Source organism: Enterobacter sp. RHBSTW-01064, from assembly GCF_014103035.1.
Lineage (GTDB): Bacteria > Pseudomonadota > Gammaproteobacteria > Enterobacterales > Enterobacteriaceae > Enterobacter > Enterobacter mori.
Window position 1 is genome coordinate 1105605 of sequence record NZ_JABXOU010000001.1, and the last position, 21957, is coordinate 1127561.

Consider the following 21957-nt stretch of genomic DNA (forward strand, 5'->3'; position numbering starts at 1 on the left):
TCTCCATTATGCGTGTCCGCGCTCGCGCCACCAGGCGATGAGCTGCAGGTAGTTGTCCCGGATGCGCGCCACCAGCTGCGCATCGTCAATATCGTGTTTCAGCCACGCGCGGGAGGCATCGCCAAACAGCGTGCGCCCCACGGCGAAGCCTTTTACTACCGTCTGCCCCGCTGCGGCTTTAAAGTCGGCGCGCAGCTGTTCCGCCGGAGCGTCCAGGCCGAGGATCACCACCCCGCGGCAGTGCGGATCCCGGCGTTCGATAATCTCGCTCAGCGCCGTCCAGCCGTCGGCGGAGAGCGGCGGCAGCTTCCACCAGTCCGGGTAAATGCCGAGGTTGTAGAAGCGGGAGATGGCGCGCAGGTAGAGCTCGTCGCTGCGCGGCATGCTGGCGGGCAGGATCACCTCCAGCAGCAGCTCGTGCCCGGACCGGCAGCAGGCGTGGTACACCTCGGCGATTTTCTGCTCCTGCTCCAGGCGCAGGCCGTGGGCGTCTTCCGGATGGAAAAAGACCAGGCACTTCACCACGTGCTCCTGCGGCCAGCTGATAAGCTGGGTGCCGATGTTACCGTGCTCCATCTCCAGAGGCCGGGAGCCCGGCAGCTCAATGGGGCGGCCAATCCACCACCCTTCCCCGGTGATCGTGTTCAGCGCGTCCTGACCAAAGGTGCCGTCGCACAGCAGACCGGCTTTACCCTCCAGCCCGTCACGGCTCGCCGCCTCGCGGCTGGCCTGCAGGATCAGCTGCTTCAGCGCCGGAATGCGCTTAAGCGACGCGCCGCACTGCATCGCCATATCCTCAAGCTGGCTGCGGTGGTCGAAGGCCATCACGCACAGCTCCGGCCATTCGCGGCGGCGGGTGGTCACCCGGTGGAGATGGTTAAGGCGCGGGTCGAGATCCGGGCGCGGCACATCCGCAGCGCGGGAGAGATAGTCATCCAGCTCGATTTTGCTCGGCATCGCCGGGGCGCAGCCGTGGCGCGAGACCACCAGCGCGCCGCAGGCGTTAGCGTAGCGGCACGCCTGCTCCCAGCCCTCGTCGTTCAGGTAGCCGCGCAGCAGGCCGGACATAAACGCGTCCCCCGCCCCGAGGACGTTCAGCACCTCCACGCGCACGCCGGTCACCGTCAGGCCGTCGTCCAGCCGGGGCGGAATGGCGTCTGTGTAGACCGAGCAGCCGAGCGCCCCGCGTTTGCAGACCAGCGTGGCCTGACTCACGGCGCGCACCTGCCCCAGCGCCTGCAGGGTATCCGTGCTGCCGCCCGCAATGTGAAACTCCTCTTCGGTGCCGACAATGACGTCGAAGAGGTGCAGTACCTCCTGCAGCTCGCGGGTGACCTCATCGGCGGCGATAAAGCGCGTTTCGCCGTCGCCTAAGGCGGTCAACCCCCACAGCACCGGACGGTAGTCGATGTCCAGCACCGTGCGCACGCCGTGACGGCGGGCATAGCCCAGCGCCGTCAGCACCGCCTCGCGGGTCTGCGGATGAGAAAGATGCGTCCCGGTGATGGCAAGACAACGTGCGGAGGCAATGTAGCGTTCGTCCACATCGCTGGCGGTAATCGCCATATCCGCGCAGTTATCGCGATAAAAAATCAGTGGAAAGGTGTCCCGGTCTTTAATGCCGAGTAGCACCAGCCCCGTGAGGCGGTCTTTATCGGTAATCAGATGGCTGGTATCGCAACCCACCTGGTTGAGCTCTTCCCGCAGGAAGCGGCCCATATGTTCATCGCCGACGCGCGCCAGCATCGACGAACGTAAACCCTGACGCGCGGTGCCGTACGCCACGTTGCCCGACGACCCGCCGAGATATTTGGCGAAGCTCGACGCGTCCTCCAGACGGGCACCAATCTGCTGACTGTAGAGGTCTACCGCCACGCGGCCCATGCATATCACATCAAACTGCTTTTCCACGTTGATACCTCATCAGACAATGTCGTTCACGTTCAGCCAGCGGCCTTCCCGGTGCGAGAGCGCGATCGCGTCCAGCACGCGCGACACCTTCCAGCCCTCTTCGAAGTCCGGCCACATCGGCGCGTCGGCGGCAATCCCGTCCACCAGGTCGCGCACCTCCACCGTTTTTTGATCGTTAAAGCCAATCCCGTGGCCCGCGCCCATGCAGAACGCGGCGTAGTCCGGGTGTGATGGGCCAACGAGCAGCGTGCGGAACCCCTGACGGTTCACCGGATCGTCATGCAGATAGAGCTTCAGCTCGGCCATGCGCTCCTGGGTAAAACTGATGGCGCCCTTCGTTCCGGTAATGACGTACGACAGCCCCATCTTGCGGCCGCAGGCAACGCGGGAGGTTTCAATCACGCCCTGCGCCCCGCCCGCGAAGCGCACCATCGCGTGGGCCTGATCCTCGTTTTCGACGGCGATCATCACTGACGATCCGGCCTTCGCCGGGCGCACCGGGACCACGATCTTCAGATCGCCGCAGACCTGCTCGATATCCCCCACCAGGTACTGGGCCATATTGACGATGTGCGCCGCGAGGTCGCCCAGCGCGCCCAGCCCGGCGGTCTCCTTGAAGCAGTGCCAGTGAATGGGCGACAGCGGGTCGGCCATGTAGTCTTCGTTGTGGGTGCCGTAGAAGTGGATCACCTCGCCAATCTCGCCGCGGGCGATAATCTCCTTCGCCAGCTGCGCCGTCGGGTTCTTCATGTAGTTGAACCCCACCAGCGTTTTCACTCCGGCCCGCTTCGCGGCCTCGACCATTTCGCGCGCGTCGTGGGCGTTCAGCGCCAGCGGCTTCTCCGAGTAGACGTGCTTGCCGTGGCGGATCGCCTCCAGCGCCATCTCCTTATGCAGGTGGTTGGGTGAGCAAATATCCACCACGTCAATGGCCGGGTCGGCCACCAGCGCCCGCCAGTCGCCCGTTGAACGGTTGAAGCCAAACGCCTGCGCGCGCGCTGCCGCCAGCTCCGGCGTGACTTCCGCCACCATCTCGCGCACCAGCCTGCCGCGCAGGTTGAACACCGTCGGGGCCTGGGCATAGGCGATGGCATGTGCCTTGCCGATATACCCGGTGCCAATCAATCCAATACGAACCTCTTTCATCGTGATCCTCACAGTGCGCCGCGACGGCTTTTGGCATAGGTATCGAATGCCACCGCCAGAACGATAATTAATCCGGTGATAATCTGCTGGTAGTAGGCCGAGACGTTCATCAGCACCAGGCCGTTAATCAGAATGCCCATGATGATGGAGCCGATAATGGTGCCGCCGATGCGCCCGTAGCCGCCCATCAGCGAGGTGCCGCCAATCACCACCGAGGCGATGACGCGCAGCTCAAAGGAGATCCCGGCGACCGCCTCGGCGCTCCCCAGACGCGCGCTCAGGATGAAGCCTGCCAGCCCCGCCAGACAGCCAATCAGCACGTAGACGCTGACCAGCACACGCTTGACGTTCACCCCCGCCAGGCGCGCCGCCTCCGGGTTGCCGCCGATGGCGTAGACGAAGCGGCCCCAGCGGGTTTTATGCAGCGCCAGATAACCGCCAACGGCGACGATGGCGAAGATCCAGATCGGAATAGAGATGCCGAGCAGCTCCCCGCGTCCCCACCAGCGGTAGCCAGGGTCGAAACCGGCGATCGGCGCACCGTCGTTAATCACCAGCGTCAGGCCGCGCCAGATGGTCATCCCACCGAGGGTGACGATAAACGGCGGCAGGCGCAGGCGGGTGACGCCCAGACCGTGCAGGAAGCCAATCGCCGTGCCCATAGCCAGACAAATCCCCAGCCCGATCAGCCAGCTCATGCCGCCCCAGGCGTTCGGGTCGACGGTGGTGAAGTTGTCGCCCTTGATTACGTATGCCGCGGTCATGGCGCACACCGCCAGAATGGAGCCTACGGAGAGGTCGATCCCGGCGGTCAGAATGACGAAGGTCATCCCCACGGCCATGATCCCGTAGATGGACACTTCGGTCAGGATGTTGAAAATATTGCGTTCAGAGAAAAAGTTGCTGTTCTGCGACTGGAAGAAGATCAGCAGCAGGATCATGAAAATCAGCACCCCGAAGCGCTCGAAGAAGGCGATGGGATCGATGCGTCCGGCGCGTTTGACCGGGGCCTGCGTTTTAGAAATCATCTGCGTCATGAGAAACTCCGTTATGCCGCGTTCAGGGCGTTGTGGTTGATGGCCATCATCGTCATCAGCCGTTCTTCGTTAGCGTCGTCACCGTGGATCACGCCGGTCACCCGGCCTTCGCTGAGGGTGATGATCCGGTCAGACACCGCCATCACTTCAGGCAGATCGGAGGAGATCACGATCACCGCTACGCCCTTTTTCGCCATGTCAAACAGCACCTGGTGCACTTCCGATTTGGTCCCCACGTCGATGCCGCGCGTCGGTTCATCGACGATCAGCACCCGCGGGTTGAGCGCCATGCAGCGCGCGAGGATCACTTTTTGCTGGTTGCCGCCGGAGAGCTTGCGCACCTCCTGCGCGCTGTTGACCATTTTGATCTGCAGCGCCTGGCGGTAGGACTCAATCAGATCGTCCTCTTTGCGGGTGTTCACAAACCAGCGCCACTGCAGCAGCGAGGAGAGGCAGGAGAGCGACAGGTTGTCGCGAATCGACAGCCCCAGCACCGCCCCCTCTTTTTTACGATCTTCCGGCACCAGCGCCACACCGTGGTCGAGGGCATACAGCGGATCGCGCGGCTGGTACGGCACGCCGTCCAGCTCAAAACTCCCCGAGGTAAACGCATCAGCGCCAAACAGGCAGCGCGCCACCTCGGTACGTCCCGCGCCCACCAGCCCGGCAATGCCTAAGACTTCCCCGGCGTGAACGTGGAAGCTGATGTCGTGCAGGGCGATGCCGTGCGGATCCAGCGGCGGCTTTTCGCGGCTCAGCCCCTTCACCGCCAGGCGGACGGGTTTGTCTTCATGATGCGTTTCGCTGGCGGGGCGACGGTTAAAGGCCACGTCGCGTCCGACCATCAGGCGGATCAGCTGTTCGACGTTGGTCTCCGCCACCGCGCCGGTGCCGGTGAAACGGCCGTCCTGGAAAACGGTGAACCGATCGCAGAGCTGGAAAACTTCGTGCAGACGGTGGGTAACGTAAATAATGCTCACGCCGCGGTTTTTAAGCTCGCGCACCACGCGGTGCAGGCTTTCCACCTCGCTGTCGCTCAGCGCGGCGGACGGTTCGTCCATAATGATTAACCGGGCGTTGAGAGTCAGCGCCCGGGCGATCTCCACCATCTGCTGCTGGGCGACGCTCAGGCGGGCGACAGGCGTGGTCGGCGCAACGTTCAGCTGCAGGTAATCGAGAATGACCTGCGCCTCCTGGTTTACCGCCCTTTCGTCGACGATCAGGTTACGTTTACGCGGCTCGCGCCCGAGAAACATGTTTTCCGCAACGGTCATGTTGGGCAGCAGGTTGAATTCCTGATAGATGGTGATAATGCCCTTGTTCTGGCGCGCCACCGGGGAGTCGTCCACCGGCAGCGTTTCGCCGTTGAACCAGATATCCCCGCGCGTTTGCGGCTGCGCGCCCGCGAGCGCCTTCAGCAGCGTGGATTTCCCCGCCCCGTTTTCCCCCAGCAGGGCGTGAATTTCGCCGCTGCCGACGGTCAGCTGAGCGCTGCTCAGCGCCCAGACGCCGGAAAAGCTTTTTGCCAGGTCGGTCACTTTCAGTAAGGGTTGCGACATCGGTCTGCTCCTCCTCATGATGAGCCGCCAAAGGCGGCTCGGGACATATCAGTTACCGGCCTCACCGATACGCTCAGCCTGCTGCAGGTTCTCTTTGGTGATCAGCGTCGGCGGGTAGTCGGCCCCGGTGATGGCTTTCTTCTCGCGCACGTTGGCCACCAGCTGGCTCATCGCCGTCTGCACCGCAAAGCCCGGACGCTGGTCCGCCGTTACCGCCAGCCAGCCGTCGCGCACGCGGGCCAGCGCTTCCGGCACTGCATCAAACCCGGTCACGAGGATTTCACCCGGCTTCACGCCCTGGCTCTGCAGCGCTTCAATCGCGCCCAGCGCCATATCGTCGTTGGCGGAGAGGATCACCTGCGGGCGCTTCGGCAGCGAAGGCAGCACGCTTTCAACAATGCGCATCCCTTCCGAACGCATCCAGTTCCCGGTCTGATCGGCGACGATCTTGTATTTATCCCCGCCCGCCTTCAGGCTGTCGCGGATCCCTTTGGTGCGTTCAATATTGGAAGAGGAGCCCGGCTGACCGGTAAGGAGAATGATGTCCGCGCCGTTGGGGAATTTGGTTTTAACGAAGTCGCCAACCGCCTGGCCGCCCTTGTAGTTGTTGGCGCCGAAGTGCGGCACTTTCTTCTGGCTATCGACGGAGCGGTCGAGGGTGACGATCGGCAGTTTCGCATCCTGAATTTCATCCACCGCGCTGGAGACGGCGTTCACGTCGTTCGGGGAGACGATAAAGCCCTGCGCCCCGCGGGTGATAGCGTTTTCCAGGTCAGCCACCTGCTTCGGCGAGCTGCCCTGCCCGTCCAGCACCTGAAGCTTCACGCCCATCTCTTTTGCGGCTTTCACCGCCGTGCGCTGCATGTGAACTTCAAACGGCATGGCCAGGTTTGGCGTACTGAAAACAATTTGCTCGTTTTCGGCGAGGGCGGCCCCGGACGTCATGGCGATGAGGGCGGCTACGATCAGTTTTTTCATTATTATGTCTCTCTGTGTAGGGTTGTTGTGTTTAGAGGACGATCTCGCGCTGGCTGCGCAGCGACTCCAGCGCTTTATCCGCAAGGTACAGCGCACGTTCACCATCATCGCCGCTACAGTCAGGTACCGCTTCGCCGCGCAGGACCGCAACAAAGTGTTCCCATTCCGCGGCGTAAGCGGATTTGTAGCGCTGCAGGAAGAAGTGTTCCGGCAGCGCGCTGGTGCAGCCCTGTTTGCCGTAGTGCTGCACCTGGTTTTCAAGAATATTGCCCGCGCACAGCAGCCCTTCGGAGCCATGCAGCTCCAGGCGCTGGTCGTAGCCGTAAGATGAACGGCGGCTGTTGACGATGGTCGCCATCGCGCCGGAGGCGTATTTCAGAACGATAAACGCGGTATCGATATCCCCCGCCTCGCCAATCGCCGGATCCACCAGGTTGCTGCCCTGGGCATACACCGACACCGGCTCTTCGCCCATGATGAAGCGCGCCATGTCAAAGTCATGAATGGTCATATCGCGGAACATGCCGCCGGAAACGCGTACGTACTCAGCAGGCGGCGGGGACGGGTCGCGGGAGATGATCAGCAGCGATTCCGGTTTGCCGATGCGCCCGGCCTGCGCGTCAGTTTTCACGCGGCGAAACTGCGGGTCAAAGCGGCGGTTAAAGCCGATAAACAGCGGCACGTCGTACTCTTTAACCACTTTCAGGCAGTCGCGCACGCGGGCGAGGTCGAGGTGTACCGGCTTTTCACAGAAGATGGCCTTGCCGTGGCGGGCGGCCATTTCAATGAGGTCCGCGTGGGTGTCGGTCGCGGAGGCGATCAGCACGGCGTGAACGTTAGGGTCAGTCATCACCTCATCCAGGCTCTGCTGACGGGCCTGATACTGCGCGGCGAGACGGGTGGCAAATTCCTGATTCGGGTCAACCACGGACCAGAGCGTGGTCGCACCGTGGCTGGCGATGTTAGCTGCATGTACCTGGCCAATTCGGCCAGCGCCCAGTAAAGCAATGTTAAACATAACGGCTCCCGGTGTTGGTGAATGCTGTGAACTAACGACCCTATAAATAAAACATTTATTTCATTTTTATAAATAGTGAAAATTATGTTTTTGAGTGCGGGTTAACACTTTTGAGATGAATGAGATAAATTTTGTTATCAATCTCACAACATGGGAGGAAGTACAGAAGCGCCCCTCACCCCGGCCCTCTCCCCAAAGGGGCGAGGGAGAAAAGGCCGCACCTAACCATCCCCTCTCCCCTTTGGGGAGAGGGTTAGGGTGAGGGGAAATGAAATGAAAATTTCGTTACGGAAGGAAAACTCAATACTGGCGGGCTTTTTTCACCTGCGCCTGGGTTTGCTCAGCGGCCTCACGCACGGCAGACGACGCCGCCACCTGCGCATCACCGGTTCGCCACCAAGAGGCGTAATCGTGGGTCATGGTCTTCGGCAGCACCTTGATGTCCAGCAGCGTCGGGCCCGGATGCGCGCGTGACGCCTCCAGCGCCGCCAGCAGGCTTTGCTCATCGTTCACCCGCCACGCGCGGCAGCCGTAGCTTTGTGCGTTTTGCGCAAAGTCGACCTTCACCAGCGGCCCGTCAAGCCGCCCGGTTTCCGGGTTGCGCCGACGGTTTTCCGTACCAAAGCTGCCCATGCCGTGCCCCATCTGCAGGTTGTTAATGCAGCCGAAGCTTGCGTTATCAAACAGCAGAACGGTGACCTTAATCCCCTCCTGAACGGCGGTTTGCAGCTCGGAGTGCAGCATCATGTAGGAGCCATCCCCCACCATGGCGTACACCGGCTGTTCGGGTCTGGCGAGCTTCGCGCCGATGGCCGCCGCAATCTCGTAGCCCATGCAGGAGTAGCCGTACTCCAGGTGATAGCTGTCCGGCGTTTTGACCTGCCATAGACGCTGTAAATCGCCCGGCAGCGAACCGGCCGCGCCCACCACGATGGCGTTATCTTCAATATGCTGGTTGATCAGCCCCAGTACCCGCGTCTGGGTCAGGCGGGTGTTGAGCGTCTCGCCGTATTCCGCCAGCTGCGCATCCAGGTGCCCCGCCACCTCGGGCGCGTCGTCAGGACGCCACTGGCGATCCCACAGGCGACGGCACTCGTCGCGCCAGGCGGACTTCGCCCCGGCGATCGCCTCTCCCCAGCCGCTGCGGTAATCCCCGAGCGCGTGGGTTAATGCCTGAAGCCCGGTTTGGGCATCGGCAATCAGCGCGGTCGCGTCCAGCTTCAGGGCGTCAAACTCGGCCACGTTCAGCAGCAGAAATTCGACGTCCGGGTGGGAAAAGAGCGCCTTGGAGCCGGTGGTAAAATCGGTAAGACGCGTGCCGATGCCAATCACTAAATCCGCCTGTGGCGCGAGCTGGTTGGCGGCCATTCCCCCCGTCACTCCTACGCCGCCCAGGTTAAGTGGGTGGTCACTTACCAGCGCCCCCTTTCCGGCCTGGGTTTCGGCAAACGGCAGCCGCAGCGTCTCGACAAATTCGCGAAATGCCTCATGCGCGCCGGAATAGCGCACGCCGCCGCCGCACACCACCAGCGGACGACGCTTGCGAGCGATCAGCGCCCGCGCCTGCGCCAGACGCTGCGGATCGGGGGGACGGCGCTCGATGTGGTGCACGCGACGCGCGAAGAAGCTCAGCGGGTAATCCCAGGCTTCTCCCTGCACGTCCTGCGGCAGGCAAATGGTCACCGCGCCGGTATTCGCGGGGTCAGTAAGCGTTCGCATCGCGCTTAGCATCGCGCTCATCAGCTGTTCCGGCCGGTTGATGCGGTCCCAGTAGCGGGAGACCGGGCGGAAGCAGTCATTGGTGCTGATGCTGAGATCGTGATACTGCTCGATCTGCTGCAGCACCGGGTCCGGCTGGCGGCTGGCATAGATATCGCCCGGCAGCAGCAGCAGCGGGATACGGTTCGCCGTGGCGGTGGCCGCGGCGGTTACCATATTGGCGGCACCCGGCCCGACGGAGGAGGTGACGGCAAAAATGCGCTGACGGCGGTGCTGTTTGGCGAATCCCGTCGCCATATGGGCGATACCCTGCTCGTTGCAGCCCTGCATCACCTGCAGATGGCCCGGATCCTGCTCCAGCGCCTGGCCGATACCCAGCACGTTACCGTGCCCAAAGATGGTGGCGACGCCCTCCACGAAGGGCGTTTCGTTGCCGTCCACGCTGACGTACTGTTGATTCAGGAACCGGACCAGCGCCTGGGCCATGGTCATACGTTCGGTTTGCATAAAACCTCCTGTCAGCCCAGCGTCGGCATGGAGAACGCAGCGCCTGTCTCCTGCTGCATTTCCGGCCAGCGCGCGGTGATGGTTTTCATTCGGGTGTAGAAGCGCACGCCGTCGCTGCCGTGGACGTTGAGCGCGCCAAAGATGGAACGCTTCCAGCCGCCGAAGCTGTGGAACGCCATCGGCACCGGGATCGGCACGTTGACCCCCACCATGCCCGCCTGCACCTCTTCGCAGAAGCGGCGCGCGCAGCCGCCGTCGCGGGTGAAGATCGCCGAGCCATTACCATATTCATGGCGGTTAATCAGATCCACCGCGCTGGCGTAATCTGCTACGCGCACCACAGAAAGCACCGGGCCGAAAATTTCTTCTTTATAGATGGTCATCTCCGGGGTGACGTTATCGAACAGCGTCGGCCCAACGAAGTAGCCCTGCTCGTGGCCCTTCACGCTGAAGCCGCGACCGTCCACGCACAGTTTCGCCCCCTGCGCTTCCCCACTGTCGATGTAGCCCAGCACCTTGCTGCGGTGCACGGAGGAGATAAGCGGCCCCATTTCGTTTTCCGGCGACTGGTCCAGGCCCGGCCCGACGCGCAGCGCGGCAATCTGTTTTTCCAGCCGGGCGCAGAGGTCATCGGCGGTTTTATCCCCTACCGCCAGCACCACCGAGAGCGCCATGCAGCGTTCCCCCGCCGCGCCGTAGGCCGCGCCCATGATGGCGTTGGTCGCCATCTCCATATCGGCGTCCGGCATGAGAATGCAGTGGTTTTTCGCACCGCCCAGCGCCTGACAGCGCTTACCGTGGGCGGACGCGGTCTGGTAAATGTATTCCGCAATTGGCGTGGAGCCGACAAAGCTCACCGCCTGCACGCGCGGGTCGGTCAGGAGCACGTCAACGGACTCCTTATCGCCCTGCACCACGTTGAACACGCCGTCCGGCAGGCCGGCCTCTTTCAGCAGCTGCGCGAGCGCCAGTGCCAGCGAAGGGTCTTTTTCCGACGGTTTCAGCACGAAGGTGTTGCCGGTCGCCAGCGCAATCGGGAACATCCACATCGGCACCATCGCCGGGAAGTTAAACGGCGTGATCCCGGCGCAAACGCCGAGCGGCTGCATCAGCGAGTGGCTGTCGACGCCGGTACCGACGTTCGCCGAGTGTTCGCCCTTTTGCAGGTGCGGGATGCCGCAGGCAAACTCCACCACTTCCAGGCCGCGCGTCAGTTCGCCCACCGCGTCGGAGAAGACCTTGCCGTGCTCTTCGCTGATGATGCGGGCCAGGCGATCCATATTCTCTTCCAGCAGCGCCTTGAAGCGGAACATCACACGCGCGCGCTTAAGCGGAGCATGGCGCGCCCACGCCGGAAACGCCTGCTGCGCGGCGGCAATCGCCTGTTCGGTTTCCTGCGCCGTACTCATCACCACCTGGCGGATCTGCTCGCCGGTAGCCGGGTTGAAGATCGCCTGAACGCGCTGGCCTGAACCGGTGACACATTCGCCGTGAATAAAATTCGCTACCGTCTCCATCCTTAACCTCTCGCTGTTGATACGTGACTGTTACCTGAACACCGTGTACTGAACACTATATATGAAACAAATATTCCATTTTAAGTTGAAATAAAATAAATGATGATTATTGTGATCAAGGATGGATTTTTATGTTAACAGCCAACAACACTGACGCAGCGTGCGCTATTAAGGAATTTCGGGCGAGGAAATGACTGAAGTTTCTGTTTCATTTTTGCTGCCAGATGGATGGCCGACATTTAAAAGACGCGGTTTTGCGTTTAGAATCATAAGACTGTATTTGGGGGATAAGATGACGACAGCAACCAGCCTGAACGAACTGCAGCAGCAAATCCGCGATCGCTACGATAGCCTGAGCAAGAGGCTGCAGCAGGTCTCCCGCTACGTGCTGGATAACACCAACAGCGTGGCCTTTGATACGGTTGCCGTCATTGCCGAGCGTGCCGACGTGCCGCCCTCGACGCTGATCCGCTTTGCCAACGCCTTTGACTTCACCGGCTTCAACGAAATGAAACAGCTGTTTCGCATGAACCTGGTAGAAGAGACAGCCAGCTACAGCGACCGCGCCCGGCTGTTCCGCGAAATGGAGAGCGAGGCCGTGCCGGAGACACCGCTCGATATCCTGCAGGAATTCGCCCGTTCAAACGCGCAGGCGCTGCAGCAGCTGGCCGCCCGCGCCGAACCGGAGATGCTGGAGCGCGCGGTACAGCTGCTGGCCGACGCCGACACCATCTACATCGCCGGGCTGCGCCGCTCCTTTAGCGTTGCCGCGTATCTGACCTACGCGCTGAGCCACCTCGAGTGTCGCCCTATCCTGCTCGACGGCATGGGCGGGATGCTGCGCGAGCAGATCAGCCGCATTAAGGCGCGCGACATCGTGGTGTCGATCAGCTTCTCGCCGTACGCGGAAGAGACAGTGATGGTGAGCGAAACCGCCGCCAGCGTCGGCGCGCGGCAGATCGTGATTACGGACAGCCAGATAAGCCCCCTGGCGACGTTCAGCGATCTCTGCTTTGTGGTGAAAGAGGCGCAGGTGGATGCGTTTCGGTCTCAGTCGGCAACGCTGTGCCTGGTGCAGTCGCTGGTGGTGGCGCTGGCGTATCGGTTGGGTGGCGGGGAGAAATAGCCCCCAATGCCGCTTGGTGGGCCGGGTAAGGTATAGCCGATACCCGGCCGCCTGAAGAGCATCAGCCAGACATTAACGGCTCCTTATCTCGGGGCAATCAGAATAACTGACGGAAGAGAGGGAATTCAGACGTTGCCCCGTAATCTGTAACACCCGCAGTAGAAGCATGATGCCGCGGCGGGTATCAGGATCGTTGAGCATGGCAAACACCTGCCGAAGCGAAATATCCCCTTCCCGGTTAATTTGCTCTCCCCACGCCATGCGTAGCGCGGTTCCCCCTTCCCAACCGACGGTTACCACATCTTCAAACACGCCAGCCAGTTTTTCGACCATCGCGCTGTCGGTCATTTCCAGCATGTCTGCTGCTAAGGCCAGCAGATCAACCAGATTATTCAGGCGATTGCCTGCCATCAGCGGGGCAAGGCTTGTAAGTAACTGTTCCTGTTCACTCATCAGAACATCCCCCTCACGACACCCCAATAGAGACCACGGTTAAAACCGTTTCGCAGCATGCCGCCAAGTTTAGTCGCAGGCATGGGCGTCACGTCATTGTGATAGTCATACACCAACGGCATACCGGCCCAGAGCCCCATCTGCGCAATGGCCTGAACCCGTCCATCATAATGGTTACCGCTTCCGGGCGGTCTGCCGTACAGCTCCGCCACAATGTTATCGGCAACGATCGGCGCCTGGTTGTGGCACGATCCCCCAGCTTTACTGATCGGGAGATCAACGGTATCGCCGATCACATACACCCCTTTCAGGCCGTAGACGCCCAGCGTTTGGTGATCCGTCGGCAGCCAGCCTTCACCGTTATGAACTTCACTGAGGCCCGTATTACGCACCGCTTCTACTGCCCTGATGGGAGGCGTTGCCATCAGGATGTCGAAGTTCTGTGAATCGCCCTCGGCGGAATAGGCAATTTTGCTGTCAGGATCGACATGGCTTAACGTAAAGCCGCGCTGGTGCTGTATTCCTTTCGCAGCAAAAATATCGCCCAGCGCCTCTCCAACCGGACGCTGCAGGAACAAACAGTTTCGCAGCAGCTGCGCGACGGTCGGATAGGTATAAACAATCTCAACCTGATTACGTACGCCGCGCTGGCGCAGATAGTCGTCAACCATCAGCGTGGTTTCAATGGGGGCGATGCCGCACTGATGGGGAACATTCGGTGTTTCCGGGAAAGAGACGGTAATAAATATTCGCCCCTTTTTAAGGGTGGAGAGTTTATGCGCTAATTGTCTTGCCGCCGCATATTGATAAAAATGGTCGCCCGCTTCGGCAAGGCCAGGGATTTTTTGGGGAAAAGGCGTGCAGCCGGTTGCGATAACCAGCAGGTCCCAGTCGTAATATTGCTTACTAGCACCGTACAGTCGACGCTGTTTAAAATCGAACGACTCAATCTTATCGGTAATAAATCGAATTTCCGGACTCAGTAATTGCCGTTCAGGCCGTGCCAGTTCATGGTGGTGGAAGAGGTTAAACGCGACATACATAAACGCCGGTTTGTAGTAATGCACCGCCGGAGATCAGCATCAACTCCACCTGACCGGCAGCAATTTCACGCCGTAATTTTCTGGCCAGCAGGTTGGCGACAATCGTCCCTCCCGTGCCGCCACCGACAATAATTATGCGGTTTTTCATTCCTTTATTCGCTCATAGTAGTGAATGGGAATTCACGTAACCAGACCGCTTCACTGTTACGCTCAGCTAAAGGGTAGTAATAGAGTAATATTCCTCAACACAACCTTTAACGAGAAATTTAATTTTTGATAACCACATCATCATTTATAATATATACTGCAAAATATAATTTATATTTCTATAACGTAGTCTCTTTTCATCACCATTATTCGCCAAAGAGCAGCTTTGTGTACTTTTTAGATATAGCCCCGGAGCGCTGTCCGTTCGCGCCATAATAGCGATCTTCACGGCACAGTCGTTCCTTCACATCGCAGAAAATGCCGTTGGCAAAGGTGAATTCGGTCAGATCGACATTGCTCGACGTGAACACCTCGTTTGCAGCAGCCTTCTTACCGAGATACGTCTCTGTCAACTCGCGGGATAATCCCTTGTCATTGGCGCATACATATCGGTCGCAGAGCACGCCCGATACTGGCGACTTGAGCCTGGCGGGAGTCCTGGCCTGGGCGGACGTGGCGGACGCGGCCAGCAGCGCGGCCACAGAGCATGCGAGTATTAACTTGTTCAAGATGATAATCTCCGTTGGTTAATGAGTGCCAGCTATGCACCGGGCGCGGTGGAACCATTCATAAGGGGTGTAATATCCTGGATGGTTCTGAGTTTCAGCAGGAAACGCCCCGTTTAGCTTTTTGGTGACCTAACAGTTGTCGAAAGTTCGGCTCGGAGGCAATTGTAAGGGCCCTATCCAGGTGAGTCATGCGATTTTAGAGACCGAACGACTATGCTCTAAACAGAGTGAGCTTGTGGGGCGGGTTAGGTCTGGTGTGAGCGAGAAGCGGACATATCCTTAAAAGAAAATTTAAATCTAATGTAAAATAAAATTTAACATTTAATGGACTGGTTAACCTGGATAACTGTAAGTAATTTAATTCATCAAATAGTCTTAATAAATATTTTTTTCAAAGCTTCCCTAATAATATACACCTTGGTTGCATCAGAATATCTACCACCATGTGGTCTTGCCTTTTTGAACAACTCACTGAAAATTTCTTTGATAAAAATTTCATTAACTGTCATTTGAGTTTCTTTATTATATTTATCCATTTCCTGCTGGATTAGTCTTAACAAGCTTTCCATTTCAGAAGGTTGCTCATTCATCCATTCAATAAGCGCAGATTCATTAGCAATATCAGGGCTTTCTCTATGACATTTACTGCATAGCAGAATATAATTTGAGACATCATTACTTCCGCCTAGTGAGTGAGGGATAATATGCGCCCTCTCCAATTTTGAGGATTCGCGGCCACAGCATACACATACATTAAAATCACACGCATTATCATAGCGCGTATCATCCAAACCTCTTTGAATTCCATTGTCAATCCAGTACTGCCAGATCATTTTTTTACTTGGTGCATTTTGTCTAGGAACTACTGCCATATTACTGCTCCTCAAGAATTCAAACAGTTGATGAGAGATAAGCTGACCTGCGCCCTATAGATTAACACACTACGCTGTTAGTAACGTCCACTTCTGACACAAAGCGGAAGCTAACCGAATCGTAGGTCTGCTTTGAGCGAGGAGCGGACAATTCATTTGCTCAATGGTATAAGATCTGTTGAAGAACATTCGTCTCCAAATACATATCCTGGAATTTTCAGACCTCCAGACAAATTCCATATTATCTTGACCCAATCAATACTAACTTCAACAATCAAGTCATTGATCGAAAATAAAGCTTCGTCAGGATCTAATATGGGTACATTTGGATGTAATTTGCCCTCGATTACTTTTACATCAAAAAGTAATCGATAATCTGCTATAGCTTTGTTGAGAACATACGGGTCTGGGCCACAAAGATGAACCATGACAGAAAACATTCCGTCCTCATCCTGATTAGGGTGAATACCGACTTCGACTGACTTAGCTTTCTCTGGAAGGTTAGTCTTGATCTTAAAGATCATATTGACTGCACTTTGTGTGTAGCTTTTTAAAGTGCATTGCAACATTTCTCTATATTCAGTCTTCGTCAAACCTTACGTCTCCCTAATTTTTGCCAGTCAAGCTGATACATAAGTGGCTAAGGTTTTTAACTTTTCCCTAATCGTAATCAGCCCTAAATAATTTAGCATATTTCGTCACAACAACTTCCCCTCCTGGCACTAACCTGACAACGCCATAGCAAGAAGTGACAGGTCAGCGGTAATGATAACACCAATAAACAAAATGGTTATTTTCTTTATAACGCTAATCTTTCGTTTTGAATTGGCGCAGCATGGGATCCGGTGTAATCCATAGTTTTACCGATAAATCATCCCTCTCAAACTACCACGTTTAAACCACGCATGGTGTTGCCAGCCATGGCCCAAAAACAAGCCCGCAATCCGCGGGCTTAGAGATAATTTAGAACCTGTTAGTAGTAGACGTTTCCGGTTGGGAAATCATTCCCACTCAATGGTTTAGGAACCATCCAACATCTTGTTATCACGGAATTTTATGATAACCATTTCCAGACGATACTGTAATAAATACCGTCAAAATGATGAAATTTGTGATATTAATCATGTTGTTATGATAGTTTACAAACACGCTCTTTAAATTCGTATTATTGCCGTACAACACGCATTAGGGCTATCAGGCCATGATCAGATGCTTAAACAGCAGCTGCTGCACGTCCTGCCGATGTGCCAGGATCGCATGCGCGGTCACTAAGGTTCCGTCTACGGAATACAAAACCCGATAGCCTTCAGCGTGGTTAAACTCCCGATACTTGGCGCAGCCAATTTTCAGCAGTTCAGGGCAAATCTGGCATCCCACCGGGAACTGCCCCACTTTACTCTCAAACTGGGTGAGAATATCTGCGATAACCGGGCGCGGCTCAACACCAACACGCTTCAGGAAACCTGCTATTGTGTCGATACAGTGCTTTACCGTAAGCGTGTACTCAAAGGTCACCTGCTGTCCCATGGAAATCCCTTAATGTTGAGCGCGCTGCGTTTAATCCGCAAGGCCATCCAGCAACTGGTCTTTCGAGAACACGCGCCCTTCCACTTTATCTTTCTCTGACAGGGTAAGCAGCTTCAGTAAAGCAATGGCGTTCTCTCGTTCCTGCTGCTGGTCATAGGACTCTATAACATAAGCAGGCACACCATTTTGTGTGACCAGGATGGGTTCTGACAGATCAAGCGTTGCTGCGTTCTTTTTAACGTAGCTGATTGTCTCTACTTTCATGATTGGTCCGCCTAATGGTCATGTCTCGGTTTTAATATAGACTATATTTAGACCACCAACAAGGTCTCATGCCCCCCTGCTCTTCTGAGAAATAGGTCCAGATTAAGTACAGAGATCAATTTGTTCCTGCCGGAAGCTGATTTCCTTTATGCACTCCACAGATCCTACATGTCAGAACAAAACTACCAACACTCTGGTGATAATCTGCCTTTTGTTTATTTAATGAGCAATGGCAGAGTAAAACCCTATCCGCCAGAACCGGTGTGAAAGTGGGAAGAGAGCCATTGAGGTAGGAGAATAATGTGACCAGTCCCATTCGTCAGAATCTGTTTGAACGGGAATGTGATATGCCGCTGCTCGAAGCGCGGCATCTCGCCCTTCTGCTTCTCGGCCTCGATGCTTCCCAACCTGCAAACGCCCTACCGGAAGAACATCAGGAGAATTAACGTGTCCAGCACGATGCCATCAGCCGCACTATCAAAGCCACAGGCATGGTCAGCGCCCCTGCAAACAAACGTATGTTCTATGCCGATGAGATGCTCGCGCTGGCCTGGCGGCTTATTGATGACGAACTCACGCCGCCAGAAATTAAGGCCCGCAGCCTGAAGGCGGTGATGAAACTGTCGCGTAACAGCCGTGGCCGCAAGTGGCTGAAGACGCTCGGTGACGACGCGCTGCCGGATCTCACTGCTTCCACACAACCTTCCCAGCGTGGGATGCATAAACGCGACAAGGCTCGGGAGAATACTGCCCGACTCTGCTGGCTACTGGTTCAGCTTCTGGTTGAGGAGACTGACGGGCGTTATGGGACGTCTGATAAACCGACATCTGACCAGATACTTCGAAAGCTGAAGGCTCTGGCTCAGGAATAGGAGTTGCCGTTGGATGGGCTTGGGCGAGGAACCTTTTATGAAGTGCTGAAGATGGGAAGAAAAGGGGAGCGTAAGTAGTTGTTGCCTGGTTCCTATGTAGCGAACCGATTGAGCTCTGAAGCTTCCAAGTGTATTGTCGACTTGATTCCAGAAGTAAACATGAGAGTCTAGGAGACTCCGCTACATCAAGTAATCTTTACCAAAATACTTGGTTTCACGCAGCATCAAACTGTATAATCGATTAAAATTTTAAGAATAACTATTCCCTATAGTTAAGTGTAATTTAAGCAATGAGATTTTTATCTTAAATAAAATCTCAAAGGATCGATTTATAAATATTTCATAAGGTGATGTGGGGATGATTTGGCTTATTGTATACGGGATATCAATTTTTTCAATTGCACTAATTTATTATTTCATGGGTTGGTATAAATTAACTTATAATTCTCTAACATCTCAAGGGTTGTTTTGGGGAGCTATTTTCGTTCCATTTTTATCATTTCTATATTTTGGCTTTTTTGCGTGGAAAGGTCATTCGGTTGATATGTCATCGGAAGGGTTAAATACTTTCATTATGATAAGCAAACTTCCTTTGGGGTTACTGTCATTATCAATACCATTCGTTGCCATTATAACGAGTTTACATAGATCAATTCAAACAGCTACACAAATATCATCTACCAATACTCAAATTGAATTAATAAAAAAGAAAAACTCCTTAGATGAATTATTTTCAAGAGAGAAAAATTTTGTCGATAAATGTGTCTATATTGAAAAGCAGGTTGGAGATATCGACATTAAACTCAAAGATACTGTTAGTACTTTTAAGTTTAGCATTTCTGCGCCACATGTTTTATTTCATAAGATATACAATACAACCCCTAATAATGGTGATATTACATATGAGTTAACTGGTTTCGTCAATGGTAGCTTTCTTGTAGAGTTTTCAACTATAGAAGAAAATCTAAGACTCCATTATGAATGCATTGAAAAAAAAGATGGTATGGGTATTGATGATGAACTATCTCGTTTGTTTGTAATAGTCAGAGCATTATGTAGAACATTAGATTTATTATCAGTCCCTACCTGTCAAGTTCCTTATTTTTATATAAAAGGTAAAGATAACAACTTTCAGATTTGCATAAGCACAGAAGAAGAGTTAAAAATGTGGCTGAGAAAATATATAATCCTCTCAGAATCTTTATTCAGCGCTATCAATCTTTCAGGGAAATATTCTTTATTTAATATGAAAAAATACACATTTCAAGGGTTTAAACTATTCCTTTCATTTAGTCAAGGAAATATTATAAACAATTATTCAGGAGTTAACTGGGATAGTTCAGTTAATGTGTTTAAAAATCAGAATTAGTTATTCTCACCTATTTAAATATTGATGGGATATCATAATAAAATATCCCATCCAGCAGTTGCGCTTCAATATAAACATGTCACTCCAAAACAAAAAACATCTTGATAGAAAAGCCCCCTTTTGGATATATTCCAGCTCCCACCCGAGAAAACATGTGCGCTCATCGTTCACAGCAAGCTTCTTGAACACCATGTCTGGTTCACTCAGTGCCAGAAGCGGACCCTGCTTTCATTTATTTCAATTAATGAAAGCAGGTCTCTTCGGTATCTGAAACGTAACTAGTTTTATGGGTTCTAAATAAAATTATTATAGTTAGTTCAGTAGTTGTGCCATTGCTCCTCCTGATACCGTATCGATTCCTCAAGTAATCGATTAGAAAGTGCATAACGCTGACTTTTGTTAGCTTTATGAGCTAAGACGGTTAGTCGTAGAATCCTTTTCTTGATGTCCTCACTATACGCCTCAATAGTCTGGACCTCATCTAGCTTACACTCATTAATCATGCGATCAGCTTGCATTGCTGCTGGAGCGTTCGGTCGGAGTGAATAGGTCCATCCCTTACCTACTATCAAATTAGCATGGTAGTCATCGAAATAAGGATGTAGCCAGCTATAAATGCCAACTCCTGCGGGGTAACTCGCAGAGTTCCGATGATCTTGAGTTCCAAGATCTCTGTTACTTTTTTGAATGTTACAAGCATGGCACGCGAGCGAGAGATTTATATAGGTAAAAGCCCATCGTCTATAATAATCCTTTGATTTATCTAAAAAGTGCTCGATATCTTCGTAGACATTGCGTCGTTCGTTCAAAATAAGTCTCCGGCAGTAAATACAGCGCCCATCCTGTTGAACGCGCAAATTCAAGCGCAGCTTTTTTTTAAGGATTGATAGTGAAGAATGATTCCACTGAATTTCTCCATCAAAGAATTTTTTTAATTGGAGATAATACTCTTTCCTACGAAGTATCATACGGTTGATGTTATTTTTAATGGGGAGATGAGAAGGTCCGAGCATCATACAAGAGCCTCCCTTGCTTCCTTAATACTTTCTATAGTTAGGAACAATGGATCGTCCCGATCAAGCTGCACGTTAGTAGCAAGAAGTTCATCAGCTGCATCACGAAAAGGCTGTGGATTAGTTTGCATTTCGATCATAGCCTTGAGGCATTTTCGTACGAGAGATAAGAAGGATATGGAGCGTGGCGAGATCAGGCCAAATTGTTCCTTCAAGATCGTGTCACTTGTATTGCCAAACAATTCCGATTGAGACCATATTGAGTTTGAGCCAAGGTCAAAAATATACGTTAAGCGGTTCTTAGCACCTGCCACTATAAGTGGAGAATGAGTAGCAATAATCAATTTTGAGCCGCTTGAAACCTTAGACATTGCTATCCACATGTCCCTAATGACAGTCTGCTGCCATTTTGGATGAAGTGAGTTTTCTGGCTCATCAAAAATCACGACTGAATGATCTATTACGCTGAATGCTACCGCAAGAATGGACAGCGCGTAGCTACGTTCGCCAGAGCTTAGATCTGCAATATCGTATTTTCGTTCACCTTTGGTAAACGAAACGCCACTAACATGCACCTTGTTCTCTTTAAGTTGCTTCAATCTTGTTTTGTAACTTCGTTGCTTATGGATCGGTTGACTTAGATCAATAGTAATATCCAAATTCGGAGAAATTGCTTGAGACACAATGTCCTTAGTGTTGCGTCCTCGCCGAAATTTAAAATGGATTACGTGACCAAGTGATATCGATTCAAGGAGGCTTTTGGCTAAGGTTGCTCGTTTTTCCCAGTCAGCACAGTCACTCATAATATATTCAACGAGGCGTCTATATGGGGCAACTTCTGAGAACATATTCGAATTGGTACGTCGACCGAAGTACGCATAGGATGCATGATCGTGTCGTGGGAATTTATCAAGAACAGTACCGGACAAGCAGATGAGTCGGCTAATTTCATCAGAGCTACAACGAATATTCTCTAAATAATTATCTGTCATTAGTGCCAACGCACGTGTTTTACCGGAACCGTTTGGGCCAGTAAAAATGAAAATCTGGCCATCATTAGGCAATTGTAATGAGTGTGTTGAGTCCAAAGTTTTTCCTTTATCAGATGCTAAATTTTCCAATGACTTTCTGCGCAATCATAAAAAAGAGATTGTTTAGCATAGCCATCCCACTCAATAACTGTCGTCTTTATCCGTAATAACTTTTATAGCAAATCTTTATTAACGGTGTATGGACTTGATGTCCTTGAGCATTTTCTACATTAGTTAATACATCATGATTTTTCTAATATCAATACCCTCATTAGTTGC

18 protein-coding genes and 2 pseudogenes are annotated in these 21957 nt (G+C 54.0%); 3 read left to right on the plus strand and 17 right to left on the minus strand.

The genetic code is table 11. The features are described from left to right. Positions 1-6: 6 nt before the first annotated feature. The 8 genes from iolC to HV355_RS05145 form a co-directional block, all read right to left on the minus strand. Positions 7-1911: a 5-dehydro-2-deoxygluconokinase gene (iolC, locus tag HV355_RS05110; protein ID WP_182401093.1), complete on the minus strand. Its 1905-nt coding sequence runs from the start codon at positions 1909-1911 to the stop codon at positions 7-9. 12 nt (positions 1912-1923) lie between these two features. After that, positions 1924-3057: a Gfo/Idh/MocA family oxidoreductase gene (locus HV355_RS05115; RefSeq protein WP_182401245.1), complete on the minus strand. Its 1134-nt coding sequence runs from the start codon at positions 3055-3057 to the stop codon at positions 1924-1926. 8 nt (positions 3058-3065) lie between these two features. Further along, positions 3066-4094 carry an ABC transporter permease gene (locus tag HV355_RS05120; RefSeq protein ID WP_028014045.1) on the minus strand — a complete coding sequence of 343 codons (1029 nt, stop codon included), beginning with the start codon at positions 4092-4094 and terminating at the stop codon, positions 3066-3068. A gap of 11 nt (positions 4095-4105) precedes the next feature. After that, positions 4106-5653: a sugar ABC transporter ATP-binding protein gene (locus tag HV355_RS05125; RefSeq protein ID WP_182401095.1), complete on the minus strand. Its 1548-nt coding sequence runs from the start codon at positions 5651-5653 to the stop codon at positions 4106-4108. Between the two features lie 48 nt (positions 5654-5701). Then, on the minus strand, positions 5702-6631 hold the full coding sequence (locus tag HV355_RS05130) for a sugar ABC transporter substrate-binding protein (protein ID WP_023333011.1): 930 nt from the start codon (positions 6629-6631) through the stop codon (positions 5702-5704). 31 nt (positions 6632-6662) lie between these two features. Beyond that, positions 6663-7649 (minus strand): inositol 2-dehydrogenase, encoded by a 987-nt coding sequence (gene iolG, locus HV355_RS05135; protein WP_148400497.1) that lies wholly within the window; start codon positions 7647-7649, stop codon positions 6663-6665. Positions 7650-7949: 300 nt separating this feature from the next. After that, positions 7950-9875: a 3D-(3,5/4)-trihydroxycyclohexane-1,2-dione acylhydrolase (decyclizing) gene (iolD, locus tag HV355_RS05140; protein ID WP_182401097.1), complete on the minus strand. Its 1926-nt coding sequence runs from the start codon at positions 9873-9875 to the stop codon at positions 7950-7952. Between the two features lie 11 nt (positions 9876-9886). Continuing rightward, positions 9887-11392, minus strand: a complete 1506-nt coding sequence (locus HV355_RS05145; protein WP_182401099.1) for a CoA-acylating methylmalonate-semialdehyde dehydrogenase — start codon at positions 11390-11392, stop codon at positions 9887-9889. A gap of 292 nt (positions 11393-11684) precedes the next feature. On the opposite strand from HV355_RS05145, the gene HV355_RS05150 reads away from it, so the two are divergent. Then, positions 11685-12518: a MurR/RpiR family transcriptional regulator gene (locus tag HV355_RS05150; RefSeq protein WP_023338648.1), complete on the plus strand. Its 834-nt coding sequence runs from the start codon at positions 11685-11687 to the stop codon at positions 12516-12518. Between the two features lie 72 nt (positions 12519-12590). On the opposite strand, the gene HV355_RS05155 is transcribed toward HV355_RS05150, so the two are convergent. The 7 genes and pseudogenes from HV355_RS05155 to HV355_RS05185 form a co-directional block, all read right to left on the minus strand. Beyond that, a complete protein-coding gene (locus tag HV355_RS05155; protein ID WP_182401101.1) occupies positions 12591-12971 on the minus strand; it encodes a DUF1641 domain-containing protein in 381 nt (126 codons plus the stop codon). After that, positions 12971-14162: pseudogene (locus tag HV355_RS05160) on the minus strand (FAD/NAD(P)-binding oxidoreductase). Before HV355_RS05160 ends, HV355_RS05155 begins: the two are co-directional and overlap by 1 nt. Positions 14163-14367: 205 nt before the next feature. Next, positions 14368-14730, minus strand: a complete 363-nt coding sequence (locus HV355_RS05165) for a YcgJ family protein (RefSeq protein WP_182401103.1) — start codon at positions 14728-14730, stop codon at positions 14368-14370. Between the two features lie 365 nt (positions 14731-15095). After that, a complete protein-coding gene (locus HV355_RS05170) occupies positions 15096-15602 on the minus strand; it encodes an HNH endonuclease (protein ID WP_182401105.1) in 507 nt (168 codons plus the stop codon). Positions 15603-15754: 152 nt separating this feature from the next. Next, positions 15755-16195: a DUF6389 family protein gene (locus HV355_RS05175; RefSeq protein ID WP_182401107.1), complete on the minus strand. Its 441-nt coding sequence runs from the start codon at positions 16193-16195 to the stop codon at positions 15755-15757. 601 nt (positions 16196-16796) lie between these two features. Further along, positions 16797-17129, minus strand: a complete 333-nt coding sequence (locus HV355_RS05180; RefSeq protein WP_182401109.1) for a type II toxin-antitoxin system RelE/ParE family toxin — start codon at positions 17127-17129, stop codon at positions 16797-16799. A 30-nt stretch (positions 17130-17159) separates the two neighbouring features. Continuing rightward, positions 17160-17393: a type II toxin-antitoxin system Phd/YefM family antitoxin gene (locus HV355_RS05185; protein WP_182401111.1), complete on the minus strand. Its 234-nt coding sequence runs from the start codon at positions 17391-17393 to the stop codon at positions 17160-17162. 302 nt (positions 17394-17695) lie between these two features. Here HV355_RS05185 and HV355_RS05190 point away from each other — a divergent pair. After that, positions 17696-18343 (plus strand): annotated as a pseudogene (locus tag HV355_RS05190) (hypothetical protein). Positions 18344-18623: 280 nt separating this feature from the next. Further along, complete coding sequence (locus tag HV355_RS05195; RefSeq protein ID WP_182401113.1) at positions 18624-19634, plus strand: hypothetical protein; 1011 nt, start codon at positions 18624-18626, stop codon at positions 19632-19634. 317 nt (positions 19635-19951) lie between these two features. Here HV355_RS05195 and HV355_RS05200 read toward each other — a convergent pair whose 3' ends face one another. Then, the gene (locus HV355_RS05200) at positions 19952-20650 is read right to left on the minus strand and encodes a hypothetical protein (protein ID WP_156595579.1); all 699 of its coding nucleotides are present in this window, start codon (positions 20648-20650) and stop codon (positions 19952-19954) included. Then, positions 20647-21768 (minus strand): AAA family ATPase, encoded by a 1122-nt coding sequence (locus HV355_RS05205; RefSeq protein ID WP_182401115.1) that lies wholly within the window; start codon positions 21766-21768, stop codon positions 20647-20649. The genes HV355_RS05200 and HV355_RS05205 overlap by 4 nt, the downstream gene beginning before the upstream one ends. Positions 21769-21957: the final 189 nt, after the last annotated feature.

Bases quoted from the DNA above. Each gene is read 5' to 3' on its own strand.
- HV355_RS05200 (WP_156595579.1), bottom strand. From the start codon at position 20,650: ATGATGCTCGGACCTTCTCATCTCCCCATTAAAAATAACATCAACCGT.
- HV355_RS05130 (WP_023333011.1), bottom strand. From the start codon at position 6,631: ATGAAAAAACTGATCGTAGCCGCCCTCATCGCCATGACGTCCGGGGCC.
- HV355_RS05185 (WP_182401111.1), bottom strand. From the start codon at position 17,393: ATGAAAGTAGAGACAATCAGCTACGTTAAAAAGAACGCAGCAACGCTT.
- HV355_RS05170 (WP_182401105.1), bottom strand. From the start codon at position 15,602: ATGGCAGTAGTTCCTAGACAAAATGCACCAAGTAAAAAAATGATCTGG.
- iolD (WP_182401097.1), bottom strand. From the start codon at position 9,875: ATGCAAACCGAACGTATGACCATGGCCCAGGCGCTGGTCCGGTTCCTG.
- HV355_RS05155 (WP_182401101.1), bottom strand. From the start codon at position 12,971: ATGAGTGAACAGGAACAGTTACTTACAAGCCTTGCCCCGCTGATGGCA.
- HV355_RS05115 (WP_182401245.1), bottom strand. From the start codon at position 3,057: ATGAAAGAGGTTCGTATTGGATTGATTGGCACCGGGTATATCGGCAAG.
- HV355_RS05125 (WP_182401095.1), bottom strand. From the start codon at position 5,653: ATGTCGCAACCCTTACTGAAAGTGACCGACCTGGCAAAAAGCTTTTCC.
- HV355_RS05120 (WP_028014045.1), bottom strand. From the start codon at position 4,094: ATGACGCAGATGATTTCTAAAACGCAGGCCCCGGTCAAACGCGCCGGA.
- HV355_RS05150 (WP_023338648.1), top strand. From the start codon at position 11,685: ATGACGACAGCAACCAGCCTGAACGAACTGCAGCAGCAAATCCGCGAT.
- iolG (WP_148400497.1), bottom strand. From the start codon at position 7,649: ATGTTTAACATTGCTTTACTGGGCGCTGGCCGAATTGGCCAGGTACAT.
- HV355_RS05145 (WP_182401099.1), bottom strand. From the start codon at position 11,392: ATGGAGACGGTAGCGAATTTTATTCACGGCGAATGTGTCACCGGTTCA.
- HV355_RS05195 (WP_182401113.1), top strand. From the start codon at position 18,624: ATGATTTGGCTTATTGTATACGGGATATCAATTTTTTCAATTGCACTA.
- HV355_RS05180 (WP_182401109.1), bottom strand. From the start codon at position 17,129: ATGGGACAGCAGGTGACCTTTGAGTACACGCTTACGGTAAAGCACTGT.